A 16,196-nucleotide genomic window follows, 5' to 3' on the forward strand; every position below is an offset into this window, starting at 1 on the left:
CTCCTAAAATAATAATCCATCGTTTTCTTGATCTTGAATGATGTCGTTTGTTGGCGTATTTTGCGGCAACGGTGAGTCGTTTGTGTAGTACTCGTCAGCGCCGTTATAATATCCTTTATAGACACCATCAGGCTGTTCAAACGCACGTCTTAGGGTAGGGTAGAGCTTGATATAGCCCTCCATAAATTTCTTAAAGACAGGCGCAGCTGTCCTGCCGCCGCCCTCGACCTTTTTCATAGGGCTGTTGTCGTCGTTTCCGTACCAGATGATGGCCTCGATATCAGGCGAATAGCCGCAAAACCAAGCATCGATGTTATTGTTTGTCGTGCCAGTTTTGCCAGCGATCTGGATGCCATTTACCTTTGCGTTGCGTCCGGTGCCGTTATTTACGACATTTTGAAGCAAGGTAGTCATCAAAAATGCCTGCTCAGGTTTTAGCACCTGCTTCTTTTGAGGCTCATAGTCCATCGACGCGCCAAAGCTATTTTCTATATGCTTGATGAGCGTAGGCTCGACCACTTCGCCATCGTTTGGAAACATCGAGTAAAATTTCGCAAAGTCAAGTGGCGAAATTCCAAAGCTACCAAGTGCGATTGATAAATTTTCAGGGATGTCGTTAAAGCCCATATCTGTAAGCTGTTTGCGAACTGAGCTAAGACCAAGATCGTTTAGTAAATTTATGGTTGCGAGGTTGCGAGACTGGGTTAAGGCTGATTTTATCGTGATGTAGCCTTGAAAACCACCGCTATAGTTTTTTGGCGTCCACTCTTTGCCATTGCCCATGTCAAATGTCCTAGCGATATCAGCTACTTGAGAGACGACTGAGTAGCCGCTATCAAGCGCTATTTGATAGATAAATGGCTTAAAGCTTGATCCTGGCTGACGCTTGCTCTGGGTGGCGCGGTTGTAGCTACTTTTTGCGTAGTCGATGCCGCCAATTAGAGCTAAAATTTGTCCGCTTTGTGGATGAGTGACGACGATAGCGCCATTTAGCATCTCTGGATTTGCCTTTTTATCTCTTTTTAAAATTTCATTGTAGCCATAGACTAGAGCGTCTTGAGCGATCTTTTGCACGTTTAGATCGACTGTGCTTTGTATCTTGTAACCGCCAGTTTTTATATCGTCAAATTTCTTTGAAGCCTCTTTTATGATCTCATCGACCACGTAAGGAGCTTTATTGCGTGTGAGCGTATCGTCAAAGACTGCTGGCTCCTCAAGCACGCCCTTTCGGTACTCGTCCTCGTTTATCCAACCGATGCTATACATCCTCTCAAGAACCCTGTTTGCGCGGCTAAGCGAGAGGTCAAGGTGCTTTGTAGGATCATAAGTGCTTGGCGCTTTTGGCATGCCAACTAGCATCGCTATCTCTTTTATACTTAGCTCATTTAGCTCTTTTCTAAAGTACCCCTCCGCAGCTGTTTTGATGCCGTAGTAGCCATGTCCAAAATATACGTGATTTAGGTATCTTTCGATGATGTCCTCTTTGCTAAGCTCGCTTTCAAGCTTCATAGCAAGCACAACCTCTTTTATCTTTCTTGTAAATTTCTTCTCGCGGCTTAAGGCTAGGTTTTTTATGAGCTGCTGAGTTAGCGTAGATGCGCCCTCGACTAGCTTTCTAGCTTTGATATCCTTTATCGCTGCTCTTGCCATGGCTTCTACGTTGATACCGCCATGCTCAAAGTAGCTCGTATCCTCGATAGCCACGAGCGCTTCGATGACACGTGGCGGGATATCGTTATATTTTACGTAAATTCTATTTTCTTCAAAGATATTTGCGATGAGCTCGTTATTTCTATCAAAAATTTGTGTCGCAAGCTTTGGCTTGTAGTCGATGATAGTGTAAGCGTCAAATCTCACCTGCGAATAAAAGTATAAAAACGCTCCACCAAGTGCGATGGCAACTACAAAGATAAATGCCAAGATATATTTCATAAAAATGCCTTTAATATTTTTAAATTTAGCCCCATTGCCGTGCTTGTCTCGCCGTGCTGGGAGGTGATGTATTTTTTATTAAAATTTTCTATCGTCATGGCTCCAGCTTTGCCTCGCCACTCGCCACTTTCTAGGTAGCTTTTTAGCTCTTGCTCACTAAATTTAGCAAATTTATATGTGGTCTTGCTCACATTTATAAGCTCAAATTCGCCTAAAAATATCATCGCCGTATAGACGCTACACTCATTGCCACTTTGTAAATTTAGCATAGCAAGTGCCTCGTTTTCGTCCTTTGCCTTGCCTAAAATTTTATCCCCACAAGCCACGCAGCTATCTGCAAAGAGTAAATTTATAAGCTTGCCATTTGCCATTAAAAACTGCTCTTTTTTAGCTTTTACGACGTTTTGGACGTAAATTTCAGGTTTTAGCTCTTTTGCTATCATGCTCTCATCAAAGCTGCAAGAAATTTGTTTAAATTCTATCCCAGCATTTTTTAGTAAATTTGCCCTTGTTGGCGAGCTAGAAGCAAGAGTGATCATCAAAAGCCCCTATAGCTCACGCCAAGATAGACAGCCGCAAGCGAGGCTAGTAAATTTAGAGGCGTAAAGTAGTAGATGATGACGATTAGGCTCTCGTTTAGCTCGATCATCTCGTGCGATCTTAGAGTTTTTAAAGCCTTTTTGTATCTATAAAAGATATAGCTTAAATTTAAGAGTAAAAATAGCTCTATCGCCCATTTGGTCGCTACTATCGCACTTGTCATTGGATTTTGCATTTTGCCATCATCAAAGTAAAAGACAATTATCAGGCTAGTTAGTGCGATGCCAAGAACTAGCGCAAAGATAGCTAGTCCAAAGCGTCTTATGATGTGAAGCAAGATGTGATAGCGCTCTTTATCTTCAAATTTATTTTTTATAAAATAGCTTCCAGTAAGCACCAAACCAGCTTGTAGCCCTATAAAAAGAGCTACGAAGCTAATGTGCAAGAAGATGATTAGTTGATCAAATTTAAAAAAAGCGATCTCTTGATGAATCATTTTTCTAAAGCTTGCCTTGCATACTCAAGTGAGCTTTTTATGGCGTCTTCGATGGCTAGAGCGTTTTTGCCACCAGCTGTTGCAAAGTCGTCTTTGCCGCCGCCATTGCCGCCTAGAATTTGCGCTGCAAATTTAACCCAAGCGCCAGCTTTTATAGGAGCATTTTTCACGCCAGCTGCAAGAGAAATTTTACCCTCTTCATCTGTTTGGATCAGTAAAATAGCAGCCTTTTCGTGCCCGTTTTTAAACTCATCTATCAAAGTTTTTATGTCGCCACCATCGATGTGTGCCACACAAAGCTTGGTATCATTTACATTTATAAAGGCTAGCTCCCCAGAGCTTTTAGCGTTTTTTAGCTTATCTTTTAAGCCCTTTATCTCGCCTTTTAGCTTTTTAATGGCATTTAGCGGCTCTGTGCTTTTTAGCTCATCTTTTAGCTCTTCAAGCTCAGCTCTAAATGACCTTGCTAAATTTAGCGCAGCCCTTGAGCAAACAGCCTCTATACGCCTAACGCCAGCGCTTACGCCACTCTCTTTTGTGATGAAAAACGCTCCGATCTCATCTATATTTTTCACGTGTGTGCCACCGCAAAGCTCTTTGCTGACATCGCCAAAGCTCACAACCCTTACTTTGTCGGCATATTTTTCGTTAAATAGCGCGATCGCTCCGCTTTTTTTGGCCTCTTCAAGTTCCATAACCTGCGTTTTTGCATTTGCACCATCTAAGATCCACTCATTTACAAGGTTCTCAACCTTTGAAATTTCTTCGCCAGTAAGCGCCTTTGGATGAGAGAAGTCAAACCTTAGCCTATCTGCCTCGACGTTTGAGCCAGCTTGAGCGATGTGTGTGCCAAGTACGCTTCTAAGGGCTGCGTGAAGCAAGTGTGTAGCGCTGTGATGTCGCGCAGTCTCTGCTCTGTCGCTGCCCACTTCAAGCTCAACTTCGTCGCCAACTTTTAGTGCCGCGCTAGTTTTTACTAAAGATAAATTTAGCCCATGAAATTTTTGTGTATCAAGCACATCTGCTTTGCTAATTATCTTGCCGCTATCGCCGCACTGACCGCCACTTTGAGCGTAAAATGGAGTGACATCAAACATCACCCAGCCCTCTTTGCCAGCATCTAAGCTATCTACATTTTTAAATTCTTCATCAAGCAAGGCTAGAATTTTACTTTTACTCTTAAGCTCTTCGTAGCCTATAAATTTATTCTCGCCAAATTTCTCAAGTAGCTCTTTAAAATCGCCCTTCGCACTCTTGTCGCCACTGCCTTTCCAAGCAGCTTTTGCACGTGCTTTTTGCTCACTCATAAGCTCATCAAACCTTGCCTCATCGACCTTTAAGCCCTTTTCTCTAAGCATATCAGCCGTTAGATCAAGTGGGAAACCAAATGTATCATAGAGCTTAAACGCAGCATCTCCGCTAAAAATTTCTTTTGTATTTTTAAGCTCGCTCTCAAATAGCTCTAAACCACTAGCGATAGTCGCTAAAAATCTCTCTTCTTCAAGCTTGATCTGCTCTTTTACAGCCGCTTTTTTATCGTTTAGGTAGGTGTAGTGTCCGCCCATAAGCTCGCAAACTTTATCGACAAGCTTATACATAAATGGCTCTTTTATGCCTAGCAAGTATCCATGGCGGATCGCACGGCGTAAGATACGGCGAAGCACGTAGCCACGGCCTTCTTTGTCAAATGTCGTGCCTTGAGCTAGCAAAAATGTGACCGAGCGGATGTGGTCGCTTATGACGCGGTAGCTAGCGCCACTTTCATAGACGTATGGCTTGCCGCAAAGCTTTGCCACTTCGCTAATTAGTGGCATAAAAAGTGTGCTATCGTAGTTGCTAAATTTACCTTGCAAGATAGCTGTAACGCGCTCAAGTCCCATGCCTGTATCTATGCTTGGCTTTGGCAGTGGGCTTAGTTTGCCATCCGCGCTTCTTTCATACTGCATGAAAACAAGGTTCCATATCTCTAAAAATCTATCTCCATCGCCGCCCATGTAATCTTCAGGTGTGTTAAAGTGCTCAGCGCCTTGATCGTAAAAAATTTCACTGCAAGGGCCGCATGGTCCAGTGTCGCCCATCTGCCAGAAGTTATCATGATCGCCAAAGCGGTAAATTCTCTCTTTTGTGATGTGAGTGCTCCAAATTTCAAACGCCTCATCGTCGCTTTCATGAACGGTTACATAAAGCTTATCTTTTGGTAGTTTTAGCACCTCTGTGACAAATTCCCAAGCGTAAGCGATCGCCTCTTTTTTGAAGTATTCGCCAAAGCTAAAGTTGCCTAGCATCTCAAAAAATGTGTGGTGGCGCGCTGTGTAACCGACGTTATCAAGGTCGTTGTGCTTGCCTCCAGCTCTTATGCAGGTCTGACAGCTAGTGCGGATAGGTGGTGTTGGGCGTGGCACTTCGCCTGTGAAAATGCTCTTAAATGGCACCATGCCAGCATTTGTAAAAAGTAGTGTTGCATCGTTTGGCACGAGTGGTGCAGAAGCTACGACTTCGTGACCTTTTGATTTAAAAAAATCAAGATATGCCTTTCTTATATCTAAATTTTGCATTTTTATCCTTGTTAGTTTTAAAATTTTGCTTGATTTTAGCCAAAATTCGTTTGCGAAATTCTAAAAAGAGAAAAAATAGTGATATTTTGAAAACTATCTCTTGTTTTATCTATTTAAAAGCGATTTGTAAATAAAATAATTAAAAATTTCTAAAGTTTTAAAGGGTGAATGTGAAGCTAAAAATCGGCATTATCGGCTATTGCAGCACAGGTAAAAAACATTATTTAGAGCTTAGACGCTCAAACGAGTTTGAAATTTGTGGCATTTTTGACAAAGACAATGTTGATGAGTTTTGCAGAGCTGATTTTTATACTGATTTTAAAGAATTTATAGAGGTTGCCCAGCCTCAAGCAGTCGTGCTTTGCTCGCCAAGAGAGGAGATGGTTGAGGCATTTTGCCAGTGCGCAAAATATTGTCAAAACATCCTCATCTCACGTCCAGTTTTTAAAAGTATCGCAGATCTTAAAGAGATAAAATATGCCGCCAAAACAAACAAAACTAGGGTTTGCACGGGAATTTCTGAGCGCTTTAATCCAACTATCTCGTCGCTAAAAAAGGCACTTTTAAAAGAAGAGGAAATTTATAGCATTTCAATCGCTCATTTTAAGCCACTTTGCGATGGAAACATCATAAATGAGCTCTCAGTTTCAGACATTGACCTAGCAAAAAATATCATAAATTCAGAAGTCAGCGACTTTTACTACACTCAAACAAACAAGACAAATGCCAAAAGTGCCGACAACGTGGCGATCAGTTTTAAGAGTAAAAATCAAATTCTAGTGCATATCACTGACTCATTTTGTGGCTCACTAGAGCGCTTTAAGATAGAGGTAAATGCGAAAAATGGCGTCTATTTTGGCGATCTCATCGATCATAAGCTTCATCAAGTGAGCGAAAATGGACAGATGAATTTAAAGATAGATACAAATAATAGCGAACTAAAAGCGCAATACGAAGCCTTTTACGATCTTTGCCAAAGTGGCGAAAGTAGCGAGCTTTCAAATATTGATGATGCGATAAAGATAAGAGAGCTATTTTGATGAAAAAAGCTCTTTTGCTTTTAAATATGGGCGGTGCAAACAGCCTTGATGATGTCGAAATTTTTTTAACAAATATGTTTAATGACCCGTATATTTTGGGTATAAAAAATAAATTTTTAAGAAAATTTATAGCTTTCATGATCACAAAAGGTAGGCTAAAAACTGCAAAACACAACTACGAGCAAATAGGCGGAAAGTCACCACTTTGCGAGCTTACTGCTAAGCTTTGTGAGAAAATTTCAAGCTTGCAAAATGAATTTGAAGCGGTTGATTTTGCGATGAACTACACTTCGCCATTTGTAAAAGATGTGCTTAAAAAGTATGAAAAATTTGATGAGATAGTGCTTTTGCCACTCTATCCTCATCACTCACAAACTACGATAACTTCGAGCTTAGCTGATTTTAAAAAGGCAAAAGAGGAGCTTAATTTTAAAGCTAAAATTTCATTTTGCGAGCCATTTTATGATGATGACGCTTATAATAAGATCATTGTCTCTCACATCCGTGAAGCGATAAAAGATATCGATATAAGCGATATTAGCCTCATCTTTTCAGCCCACTCTTTGCCTCGCAAGATCATAGAAAAGGGCGATATCTACGAAAAACACATAAACGAACATGTGCAAATTTTAGGCAAAATGCTAAAAGAGCAGGGGCTAAATTTTAAAGATGTGAGCCTTGCTTATCAGTCACGTCTTGGCCCAGTTAAATGGCTAGAGCCATCACTAAACGAGGCTTTGGCAAAGTGTGAAAATAAAAAAGCGCTTATCTATCCGCTATCTTTTTGTATAGACAACTCTGAGACCATTTTTGAGCTAGTTATCGAGTATGCCAAGCTTGCTAAAGAGCTAAATTTTTGCTTTTACAAAGTCGTTCAGTGTCCAAATTTTAGTGATGAATTTGCTAGTTTTATCCTAGAAAAGTCAAAAAACGCTAGAGAATTTAGCCTTTAGGAATAAATCTTGCTTATAAAAAGCATCTCAAATTTAAAAGGAGATGTATGAAGGTTCAAAATAACGATATTATCGATTATTTGTTGCAGTCAGGCTCAAGCAAAGCTAAAGATAAAAAAAATAGTTTTGATGAAATTTTAAGTCTAACGCTCGATAAGATCACAAGTGAGGCAAAGGTTTCAGACAAGCTTGAGCAGTTTAAGAAAAGGCTTACAGAAATTGGCGCTGCTGGCTTTATAAATGAGCTAAATTCAAACAAGATAGAAGAGAAAATAGCTCAAAAAAAAGAGGAGCTAACTGAGCTTTTAAGCATAAATGATCCGACCAAAACGCAGGATCAAAAAAATGAGTTACTTAAAATAATGGATAAAATTTTAAGTGACTACCGCAAAGAGCTAAACATGGCACTTACGAGCCAAACACTGCTTGAGAAGCAAAATAGCCTTGGTAAAAATACAAATAATTCTGTAAATTTAAGCTCTGTCTTAAATGAACTTGGACTTGCATAAATTCTGGATTTAGGCTACTTGCCTAGATCCAAATTTCTTCTTTAAACTCTAAATTTGAAATTTAATATTTATATCTTAGAAGTTAAATTTAATCTAACGCTGGTTTTTGCTTTGCTTTATCGTTTTTAAGCTTATCTTTTTTAGCTTCAAACTCAGCTATGACATTAGGATCTGGAAATAAATAACCATCTTCAACCATTAGATCAACGGCCTTTTTAAATGTCGGCAACGCACTTTGCGCACCAAAGTAGTAGTAAGGCTTTTTAGGGTCTCTTGCTAAAACGCCTATGGTGTAGCTGTTGCCTCTTGTGTCATTTACGAAGCCAAAAAACGAGCCATTATAGGTGTTGCTATATCCGCCTTTGCCAGAAGCGATGTGTGCGGTGCCAGTTTTTCCACCTATCTCAAGACCTGGCGTAAATGCCTTTAGGCCAGTGCCTTTTTCAACCGTTTTTATCAAAATTCTCTTCATTATCTTTGCGGTCTCTTGCGAGATGACCTGTGCTGGCTCTGCTTTTGGCAGATCGTAGCGCTTGCCGTTTCGCTCAAGATATGCCACCATGTGCGGCGTCACCTCGATGCCTTTGTTGTTAAAGGTGTTATAAGCTTTCAAAAGCTGCATAAATGTCGCTTGCAGGCCGTATCCGTAGCTAACTGTGGCTTTATAGGTCGATGAGTTTAGCTTTGTAACCGTTGGCATCATACCCACTTGCTCGTATGGCAGGTCGATGCCAGTTTTTCTTGAAAAGCCAAAATTTAAAAGCCCTTGATAAATTTGTGGGCCATTTAGTCTATCTACTAGCTGGATCATACCGATGTTTGAGCTGTGCACGATGATGTCTTCAGCACTCATAAAAGGCTCTGGGTGGGTGTCCTTGATGATCCTTTTGCCTAGCTGATAGCGGCCGTTGTAGGTATTTACAAGCTCAAAAGGATTTACCTTTTTTTCTTGAAGTAGTATGGAGAAGATAAATGGCTTAAAAACCGATCCAACCTCGTATGCATACTCACTTGCGCTCGAATTTAGCGCGCTGTAATCTTGCTTTCTTATGTTTGAAGGATCATACCTTGAGCTAGAAGCTAGGGCTAGAATTTCTCCATTTTTGCTATTCATTATGCAGATGATTAGCTCTTTTGCGTCTAAAAATTCACGCTTTTCATCTAAGATTTGCTCTAGTTTGGTCTGAAATTTAAGCGGTATAGAGAGCACTGCGTTATAGCCATCAACTCTTGTTGCTAAATTTGAATCACTTGTTAAAATTATATTGTTGCCGATATCGCGTGGGCCAAGGATTTTGGCGTTTTGTATCGGAGCTAGGTAGTCTTCGTAGTATCTCTCAAGCCCTTTTACGCCTTTACTTTTGGTAAGTGCGTCGCTCTCTGTTTTGCTCACATAGCCGATAGCTGGTGTCAGGGCGTCTTTAGACATAAATTTGCGGTTTTGACCGCTCTCCATCACGCGCATACCTTGAAATGAGGCAAGGCCAGTTTTTGGGTCAAGATACGAGATTAAGATGCCCTTGCGGTTTAGCTTTCTTGAAAGCTCCTGAAGATAGGTAGCGCCCTTTGCATCGATGCTGTAAGAGAGCGTGACAAGGCCTTTTGTGCCGTTTATGATCTTTCTTACTTTGTTTGGATCGTCACCGCTGTAAAGCGAGTAGAGCTTGATAAACATCTCTTTTTTATTTGGGTCGATATTTCTGGTGTCAAGCATCACTTTGTAGAGTTTTTGGCTTGATGAGATGCTAAAGCCGTCTTTCGTGACGATGTTGCCACGAATCGCGGTGTTGATATCGCTTGTTTGAAGCTTAGGAAGCTTTCGCTCGATGCTCGCTCTATAAAATATAACAAGCACAAAGATTGAAATTCCAAAAGTAATTAATAAAAAGAGTATGGTTATTTTTGATTTTCTGGAATTCATTCAATGGCTTAAATTTGCGTTCTTGAAATTTCTTTATATGCGCTTAGCGCTTTGTTGCGAATTTCTAGCATAAGCTTCATGCTAGTCTCCGCTTTGCCTATGGCGATAGCTGCTTGGTGCAAGTCTTTTACTTCGCCAGTTGCAAGATCAGCGATGGCTTTATCGGCGTTTATTTGAACCTTGTTTAGCTCTTTTAAAGAGTCGTTTAATGCGTTTTCAAAGCCGCCTTCTTCGCCTGCTTTTGCTATTTTGTTTGAATTTTCGTTTTTATTTAACTTATCTAAATTTATACTATTTATCATTATGCTTGTCCTGAAATAAGTGATATCGCACTTTGTGCTATTGTTTTTGCGTTTTGAAATGACGCTACATTTGCTTGATAAGCCCTTGTCGCCTCGAGCAAGTCAGCCATCTCGATGACCGGGTTTATATTTGGAAATGCGACGTAGCCATTTGCATTTGCATCTGGGTGGCTTGGGTCGTATTTTAGTTGAAAGTCCTTGTCATCGCGCACCACTTTATCTACGATCACGCTAGTTAGGGCAGGGTGAGCGTTTTTGGGTGAGCTTGGGTCATCGAGTGGATTTTCATAATCAAGCAGACTTTGTGAGTTTTTAAGTTGATCGTTTAAAATTTTATCAAAGTTCATCTCTTTAAAAATGACCTCTTGTCTTCTGTAAGGTCCGCCCTCAGCCGTCCTTGTGGTTTGAGCGTTTGCGATGTTTGAGCTGATGACGTTCATCCTGAAGCGTTGCGCGCTTAGTCCGTATCCGCTAATATCAAAATCATTTAAGTATGACATCATCTCTCCTAGTTCTTAGCACTTGCGTCTATTACGCTTTTAAAGATATTACCCTGAGCCTTGTAAGCGCTATCAAGGGCGTTTATCATAACTGTATTTTTGCCCATTTCTGTTGTCTCAACATCAAGATCGACCGTGTTTGCATCGTTTCTAGCCATGTGACCATCGCGCAAGAAAATTTGAGCTGTGTCGCTTTTTGGAAAATCAACCGCAGCCATGTGTGCTTCGTTTGTTTTAGCTAAATTTAGTTTTTTGCTCTCTGAAACGTTGTAAATTTCATTTGCTTTTTCTCTTAAAACATCTTCAAATCTTACATCTCTAGCCTTGTAAAATGGCGTATCAACATTTGCAAGGTTGCCAGAGATGAGCTTTTGGCGTAGCTCTCTGCCTGCAAGGGCTGATTCGACGAGTGGGCTAGATTTTGATCTATCTAAAACAAACATTTAAAGTCCTTCTAAAATTTCACACATTTATAAGCAAATGATGTTCCAAATATAAGGCAAATTTATTTTGTTTCATAAATTTTTGCCAAATCTTCTTTCATTTTTGTGACTTTTATACCGCCAAGATAGTATTTAACTCCGTATTGTCCGCTATCTACGTCTGTTAAAATTTGATATTCGCCGTTTTTTATCACCACCTTAAAAGGTAGTGCGATCTCATGTTTGTATTCAATATCTCTTACGATCTGCTCGGCAAGTCTGTCATTTATCTTTTGATCGTTTGTTATGAAGTAGTAGGCATTAAATTTTTGCATAAATTCATGCAAAACATACTCATTTGTGACATTTTCAAAGTGGGTTAGTCCGATTAGTGTAAATTTATCTTTGTTTTCAAGCTGATATTTTGTAAGCTCAGCTGCCTCTTTTTGGCAAGGTGGGCAAAATGTGCCAAAAATGTCGATCATTAAAACCTTATTTTCATCATTTTTGATAGCAAAGCCGTGATCTTTTCTAACTAAAGTAAGCTCCTTACCGCTTACATCTACAAGTTTGACCTCTTCGTTTGGACTAAATTCTTTAAAATTTACGCTGCTGCTCTCGTCATCTCCGCAACCAAAAAAAGCAAATAAAGCGATTATTAAAACGAGTAAATTTTTCATCTTATCCCTTAAACATATCTTTTTATGGCAGCTCTTGCCTCTTTGTCTGCCTCGCGTCTTTTTAAAGTCTCGCGCTTGTCGTGTAAATTTTTACCTTTTGCAAGGGCTAGCCTTGCTTTTACGATATTTTTGTCGCTTAGATAAAGTGCTAAAACAACCAAAGTAAGCCCATCTTGTGATACTTGACCGAAAATTTTATCGATCTGCTTTCTATGCATCAAAAGTTTTCTGGCTGCTCGCTCATTTGGACGAAATGCGCTGTGTGTAGTCTCAAGATAGCTAATATGGGCATTTAGTAAAAAAAGCTCGCCCTTTATGACGCGCACAAAGCTATCTTTTAAATTTGCTCTGCCAGCCCTTAGAGCCTTGACCTCGCTGCCTTTTAGCACGATGCCAGCCTCAAAGGTCTCAAGTATGCTAAAGTCGTGCAAAGCTTTCTTGTTTTTCGCTAGATCTTTTATCAAAATTTTACCTTTTATTTTACGTTAAATACGCTACTGCCGCTGCCGCTTAGAAATTTATCCCTAAACTCATTCATCTGTGGATAGAGCTTAAAGCATGGGGCAAAAAGATCGTTTAGCTCCTCGTTTTTATAAATTTCAAGTAGCTCTGCGCTCTTTAAATTTTGCATCTTTTTTGCAGCATTAACGTCTATGTATTGTAAGAAATTGCTTCTAAATTCTTGATAAACCATCGGTGTGGAGCAAAAAACATTTGGCGTGAAGATATTTAAATTTGGCACTTCATCGTCAAATTCTTCTATGGTCTCGCCTATGCCGCTTACATTTGCTGCCTTGTAGCCACTTACAAAAAAGGCCACATCTGCGCCGATTTTGGAGGCTATTTGCATCAAATTTTCACGTTTTATATTTAAATTTAGCTCGTCATTTACCATAAGTAAAAAAGTGGCGGCGTTTGAACTGCCTCCTCCTAGACCAGCACCTATTGGGATTTGTTTGTTGATGATGATTTTGTGAGAGCTAAAAAACTCATCTAGCTCATTTGAAAAGCCAGCTTTTTTTAGCTCGTCTATCGCTTTTTGGATGATGTTATCTTTTATCTCTTTGTTGTCGCATTCGATAGCAAAAGAATTTGACCTTTCAAAATAAATTTCATCAAAAAGCTGCTCGCAAAGAACAAAACGTGACAAAATTTCGTGGTAGTTGCCTCTGGTGCCAACTACCTTCAAAAATACGTTGATCTTTGCAAAGCTTTTCATTTCTCGATTTTTTTCGCAAGCTCGTGGATATCGGCTTCGCTTGCTTTTTTTGTGGCGTGGATATTTTCGTTTTTGATATCGTTTGCCAGCTCGCTTCTTAGTATCATTGTGTTGCGCGGAGCCTCGATACCAAGCTTAACGGTGCTTTTTGAGATACTTACTACGACGACTTTTATGTCGTTACCTAGTAAAATTTCTTCGTTTTCTTTTCTTGCTAAGATTAACATTTTTCTACCTTGTTTAAAGTGTAATTTATAGTATCATCCATGATTTGGATTACGCTCATAAATTTATCATAATTTAGCAAATAAATTCCTTGTGTTTGTGTTTCAAAATCGTTAATTTTTAATTTCTTGCCGTCAAGTATGTTGTTAATATCCCCAAAATACGTGTTTTGCTCAATATTTAAAAAATTGCAAATATTTAAAAATTTTTCATTTTCATAGCGAAATTTACCCTCGCTTACCCTCTTTAATGAGCTTAAAGTTACATTATAACCAACTTTTTGTCCAAAAATTTCTGCATAAGAGCGGATGTAACTCCCCTCACTTACGCTTAAACGAAGTGTCAAAAAAGGGTGTGAATAATTCAAAATTTCACTCTCATAAATTTCCATAATTTCTGGCTTTAGCTCAAATTCTTCGCCGCTTCTTGCTAGCTTGTAAGCTCTTGTGCCATTTACATGTTTGGCGCTAAATTTTGGCGGGATGTAGCTTATCTTGCCGATTAGCTCGGCTCTTATAGCTTCAAGTTTTTCTAAATTTAGCTCTTTTACATTTAAAATTTCAGTTATATTTTCATTATCCATGCTTGGACTGCTCGCCCCAAGCCAGATCGTCGCCTCATAGACCTTTGGGCTTTTGTCTAAAAATCTAAAAAATTTCGTATACGAGCCAAAAGCGACTATCAGACAGCCACTCGCAAATGGATCAAGCGTGCCTGAAAATCCAGCCTTTTTAACGCCATATTTTCTCTTTAGTCGCCCTAAAAAGTGGTTTGAGCTCATGCCAGCAGGCTTGTTTGCCACGAAAATGGCGTTCATACGGCCTTTTCCACGAAGCTTGACATTATCTCTCTTACATTGCCACCAAAATTTATAGTTAGTTTAAACTCTTTTTTGATCTTGCTAACCGCGCTTACTCTGCCGATACCAAAAATTTTATGTTTAACAAGGTCGCCTTTTTTAAATTCATTGCTCTGTTCGATAACTAGCGAGCCATGCGTGATACCGCTCTCGCTTAAAAATCTACTCTTATTTAGCCTTGTGCGCTGACCTTTGTAAAAGCGCGAATTTGCAAAGCTTAGACTAAGTGTCTTTTTAGCTCTTGTTATCGCCACGTAAGCGAGCCTGCGCTCCTCTTCGATGTCGCTACCATCGCCAATGAGCGGGAAAAATCCCTCTTCAAGGCCGATCACAAAAAGGTGTTCAAACTCAAGTCCCTTGCTAGCATGCACGCTCATGATACTAATAGCCTCGTCGCTGATGCCGTCTTGCTCGCTTGTTAGCGTGATCTCGTTTAAAAACTCCTCCAGATCAAAGCTTGGATTTTGCTTAATCTGATCTTTTAAAACAGCATAAAACTCGTCGATGTTCGCCGCTCTTTCAGCTCCATCTGGCAAGCTCTCGTAGTATTTTTTCACGCCAAATTTAGCTTCAAATTTATCTATGAGGTCAAAAACCGAGCTACTTTCTTGAAGCTCTTTTAGGTTGTTTGCAAACTCAAGAAGGGCTGATTTTACCTTTTTACTAAAGGCTTCGTCGTTATCAGAGATGTTTGAGATCGCCTCGAAAATTGAAATTTTACCCTCAAATGCCATCTTTTCAAGCTTATCAAGGCTCACTTTACCAAGTCCTCGCTTTGGACGATTTATAATGCGTCTTATTGAGAAGTCATCATTTGGATTGTTTATCAGTCTTAGGTAGCTTATGATATCTTTGATCTCGGCTCTTTCGTAAAATTTAACGCCGCCTACCATTTTATAGGCGATCTGCTCTTTGTTTAACCCATCTTCAAGCGAGCGCGAGAGAGCGTTTATGCGGTACAAGATCGCGATATCTTTTGCCTGCACGCCTTTACTTAAAAGCTCTTTTATATTCTTTGCGATCTTGCCAGCCTCGACGCTCTCATCAAAGCTCTCTATCAAATTTACAGCCTCTCCTTCGCCTTTTGTGCCTACAAGCTTCTTGCCAAGGCGGTTGCGGTTATGATCTATCAGTTCGTTTGCAGCCTTTAGTATAGCCTCGCTTGAGCGATAGTTTTTCTCAAGTCTGATGATCTTTACGTTACTAAATTGATCTTTGAAATTTAAGATATTATCTATCTTTGCACCGCGCCAGCCGTAGATGCTTTGGTCATCATCGCCAACCACACAGATGTTTTCGTGGCATAGACAGAGCTTTTTTAGGAGCTTATACTGAAGGTCGTTTGTGTCTTGATACTCATCGACCATTATGTATTTGTAGCGGTTTGAAATTTCTCTAGCAAGATCTTCGTTTTCGTCTAAAATTTTATACGTAAGCCCTAGTAAATCGTCAAAATCAACAAGGTTGTTTGCCTTTAAATAGTCCTCGTACTTTTCATAAATTTGCGCTGCTTGTTTGTAAAAGTTGTCCTTGCTCTTGTCAAAAGAGGAGAAATTTGCATTTTTATAGACCTCTTCGACGCTTAAAAGTGAGTTTTTGTAGTTTGAAATTTCACTTGAGAGTATCGCCGTGGCGACCGGACTTTCAAAGCTTTTTATGATGCGTTTTTTATCATCTGTGTCGATGATGACGAAGTTGTTTTTTCTGCCAAGCTTTTCTATATAGAGCTTTAAAAACAAAAGTCCAAATTTGTGAAATGTGCAAAGTAGCGGCGAGTAGTTTTTGCCGCTTTGGCTTAGCATCGCCATGGCTCTGCTACGCATCTCGTTGGCGGCTTTGTTTGTGAAAGTAAGAGTTAGCGTGTTTGCCGCGTCTATGCCGACCTCGCCGATGAGATAGGCAAGCCTAGTTGTGATAGTCTTTGTCTTGCCACTGCCAGCGCCTGCAAGTATGAGCATCGGACCGTCTATGTGAGTGGCTGCTTCGCGCTGGGCTTCATTTAAATTTGATAGTAATTTTTCCATTTTTCGCTTTTTAAATTTT

At 40.0% G+C, this 16,196-nt stretch carries 17 protein-coding genes; 3 read left to right on the plus strand and 14 right to left on the minus strand.

Annotated features, from left to right (window positions below):
* Positions 1-3: 3 nt before the first annotated feature.
* The 4 genes from F3G86_RS01655 to alaS are packed head-to-tail and all read right to left on the minus strand — an operon-like array spanning position 4 to position 5,523.
* On the minus strand, positions 4-1,932 hold the full coding sequence (locus tag F3G86_RS01655; RefSeq protein WP_021087919.1) for a transglycosylase domain-containing protein: 1,929 nt from the start codon (positions 1,930-1,932) through the stop codon (positions 4-6).
* Positions 1,929-2,471, minus strand: a complete 543-nt coding sequence (gene maf, locus F3G86_RS01660; protein WP_149722796.1) for a septum formation inhibitor Maf — start codon at positions 2,469-2,471, stop codon at positions 1,929-1,931. The genes F3G86_RS01655 and maf overlap by 4 nt, the downstream gene beginning before the upstream one ends.
* Positions 2,471-2,968, minus strand: coding sequence for a 3-isopropylmalate dehydratase (locus F3G86_RS01665; protein ID WP_107713989.1), 498 nt, complete (start codon positions 2,966-2,968; stop codon positions 2,471-2,473). The genes maf and F3G86_RS01665 overlap by 1 nt, the downstream gene beginning before the upstream one ends.
* Entirely contained in the window at positions 2,965-5,523 is a 2,559-nt protein-coding gene (gene alaS, locus F3G86_RS01670; protein ID WP_149722797.1) for an alanine--tRNA ligase, read from the minus strand. The genes F3G86_RS01665 and alaS overlap by 4 nt, the downstream gene beginning before the upstream one ends.
* A 170-nt stretch (positions 5,524-5,693) precedes the next feature.
* Between alaS and F3G86_RS01675 the strand changes: the two genes are divergently transcribed.
* The 3 genes from F3G86_RS01675 to F3G86_RS01685 are packed head-to-tail and all read left to right on the plus strand — an operon-like array spanning position 5,694 to position 8,025.
* The gene (locus F3G86_RS01675; protein ID WP_149722798.1) at positions 5,694-6,563 is read left to right on the plus strand and encodes a Gfo/Idh/MocA family protein; all 870 of its coding nucleotides are present in this window, start codon (positions 5,694-5,696) and stop codon (positions 6,561-6,563) included.
* A complete protein-coding gene (gene hemH, locus F3G86_RS01680) occupies positions 6,563-7,516 on the plus strand; it encodes a ferrochelatase (RefSeq protein WP_149722799.1) in 954 nt (317 codons plus the stop codon). The genes F3G86_RS01675 and hemH overlap by 1 nt, the downstream gene beginning before the upstream one ends.
* A gap of 47 nt (positions 7,517-7,563) precedes the next feature.
* A complete protein-coding gene (locus tag F3G86_RS01685; protein WP_021084467.1) occupies positions 7,564-8,025 on the plus strand; it encodes a hypothetical protein in 462 nt (153 codons plus the stop codon).
* A gap of 88 nt (positions 8,026-8,113) precedes the next feature.
* Here the strand turns inward: F3G86_RS01685 and F3G86_RS01690 are convergent, their stop codons facing one another.
* From F3G86_RS01690 to F3G86_RS01735, 10 genes are all read right to left on the minus strand, one after another.
* The gene (locus F3G86_RS01690; RefSeq protein WP_149722800.1) at positions 8,114-9,946 is read right to left on the minus strand and encodes a peptidoglycan D,D-transpeptidase FtsI family protein; all 1,833 of its coding nucleotides are present in this window, start codon (positions 9,944-9,946) and stop codon (positions 8,114-8,116) included.
* An 8-nt stretch (positions 9,947-9,954) separates the two neighbouring features.
* Complete coding sequence (gene fliE / locus F3G86_RS01695) at positions 9,955-10,248, minus strand: flagellar hook-basal body complex protein FliE (protein ID WP_002941937.1); 294 nt, start codon at positions 10,246-10,248, stop codon at positions 9,955-9,957.
* A complete protein-coding gene (gene flgC, locus F3G86_RS01700; RefSeq protein WP_012139981.1) occupies positions 10,248-10,748 on the minus strand; it encodes a flagellar basal body rod protein FlgC in 501 nt (166 codons plus the stop codon). The genes fliE and flgC overlap by 1 nt, the downstream gene beginning before the upstream one ends.
* An 8-nt stretch (positions 10,749-10,756) precedes the next feature.
* Complete coding sequence (gene flgB / locus F3G86_RS01705; RefSeq protein WP_009294075.1) at positions 10,757-11,191, minus strand: flagellar basal body rod protein FlgB; 435 nt, start codon at positions 11,189-11,191, stop codon at positions 10,757-10,759.
* Between the two features lie 62 nt (positions 11,192-11,253).
* Complete coding sequence (locus F3G86_RS01710; protein ID WP_021092210.1) at positions 11,254-11,850, minus strand: thioredoxin domain-containing protein; 597 nt, start codon at positions 11,848-11,850, stop codon at positions 11,254-11,256.
* Between the two features lie 8 nt (positions 11,851-11,858).
* Complete coding sequence (smpB, locus tag F3G86_RS01715; RefSeq protein ID WP_035142320.1) at positions 11,859-12,311, minus strand: SsrA-binding protein SmpB; 453 nt, start codon at positions 12,309-12,311, stop codon at positions 11,859-11,861.
* Between the two features lie 14 nt (positions 12,312-12,325).
* Positions 12,326-13,069, minus strand: coding sequence for a 4-(cytidine 5'-diphospho)-2-C-methyl-D-erythritol kinase (locus F3G86_RS01720; RefSeq protein ID WP_149722801.1), 744 nt, complete (start codon positions 13,067-13,069; stop codon positions 12,326-12,328).
* Positions 13,066-13,296 carry a carbon storage regulator CsrA gene (gene csrA, locus F3G86_RS01725; protein ID WP_002941828.1) on the minus strand — a complete coding sequence of 77 codons (231 nt, stop codon included), beginning with the start codon at positions 13,294-13,296 and terminating at the stop codon, positions 13,066-13,068. Before csrA ends, F3G86_RS01720 begins: the two co-directional genes overlap by 4 nt.
* Positions 13,290-14,111, minus strand: a complete 822-nt coding sequence (truB, locus tag F3G86_RS01730; protein WP_149722802.1) for a tRNA pseudouridine(55) synthase TruB — start codon at positions 14,109-14,111, stop codon at positions 13,290-13,292. The genes csrA and truB overlap by 7 nt, the downstream gene beginning before the upstream one ends.
* Complete coding sequence (locus tag F3G86_RS01735; protein ID WP_149722803.1) at positions 14,108-16,177, minus strand: ATP-dependent helicase; 2,070 nt, start codon at positions 16,175-16,177, stop codon at positions 14,108-14,110. The genes truB and F3G86_RS01735 overlap by 4 nt, the downstream gene beginning before the upstream one ends.
* Positions 16,178-16,196 lie beyond the last annotated feature (19 nt).

Origin of the sequence: Campylobacter concisus (assembly GCF_902460595.1) — a bacterium.
Taxonomy (GTDB): Bacteria; Campylobacterota; Campylobacteria; order Campylobacterales; family Campylobacteraceae; genus Campylobacter_A; species Campylobacter_A concisus_BL.

Bases quoted from the DNA above. Each gene is read 5' to 3' on its own strand.
- F3G86_RS01655 (WP_021087919.1), bottom strand. From the start codon at position 1,932: ATGAAATATATCTTGGCATTTATCTTTGTAGTTGCCATCGCACTTGGT.
- maf (WP_149722796.1), bottom strand. From the start codon at position 2,471: ATGATCACTCTTGCTTCTAGCTCGCCAACAAGGGCAAATTTACTAAAA.
- F3G86_RS01665 (WP_107713989.1), bottom strand. From the start codon at position 2,968: ATGATTCATCAAGAGATCGCTTTTTTTAAATTTGATCAACTAATCATC.
- alaS (WP_149722797.1), bottom strand. From the start codon at position 5,523: ATGCAAAATTTAGATATAAGAAAGGCATATCTTGATTTTTTTAAATCA.
- hemH (WP_149722799.1), top strand. From the start codon at position 6,563: ATGAAAAAAGCTCTTTTGCTTTTAAATATGGGCGGTGCAAACAGCCTT.
- F3G86_RS01685 (WP_021084467.1), top strand. From the start codon at position 7,564: ATGAAGGTTCAAAATAACGATATTATCGATTATTTGTTGCAGTCAGGC.
- F3G86_RS01690 (WP_149722800.1), bottom strand. From the start codon at position 9,946: ATGAATTCCAGAAAATCAAAAATAACCATACTCTTTTTATTAATTACT.
- fliE (WP_002941937.1), bottom strand. From the start codon at position 10,248: ATGATAAATAGTATAAATTTAGATAAGTTAAATAAAAACGAAAATTCA.
- flgC (WP_012139981.1), bottom strand. From the start codon at position 10,748: ATGTCATACTTAAATGATTTTGATATTAGCGGATACGGACTAAGCGCG.
- flgB (WP_009294075.1), bottom strand. From the start codon at position 11,191: ATGTTTGTTTTAGATAGATCAAAATCTAGCCCACTCGTCGAATCAGCC.
- F3G86_RS01710 (WP_021092210.1), bottom strand. From the start codon at position 11,850: ATGAAAAATTTACTCGTTTTAATAATCGCTTTATTTGCTTTTTTTGGT.
- F3G86_RS01720 (WP_149722801.1), bottom strand. From the start codon at position 13,069: ATGAAAAGCTTTGCAAAGATCAACGTATTTTTGAAGGTAGTTGGCACC.
- csrA (WP_002941828.1), bottom strand. From the start codon at position 13,296: ATGTTAATCTTAGCAAGAAAAGAAAACGAAGAAATTTTACTAGGTAAC.
- truB (WP_149722802.1), bottom strand. From the start codon at position 14,111: ATGAACGCCATTTTCGTGGCAAACAAGCCTGCTGGCATGAGCTCAAAC.
- F3G86_RS01735 (WP_149722803.1), bottom strand. From the start codon at position 16,177: ATGGAAAAATTACTATCAAATTTAAATGAAGCCCAGCGCGAAGCAGCC.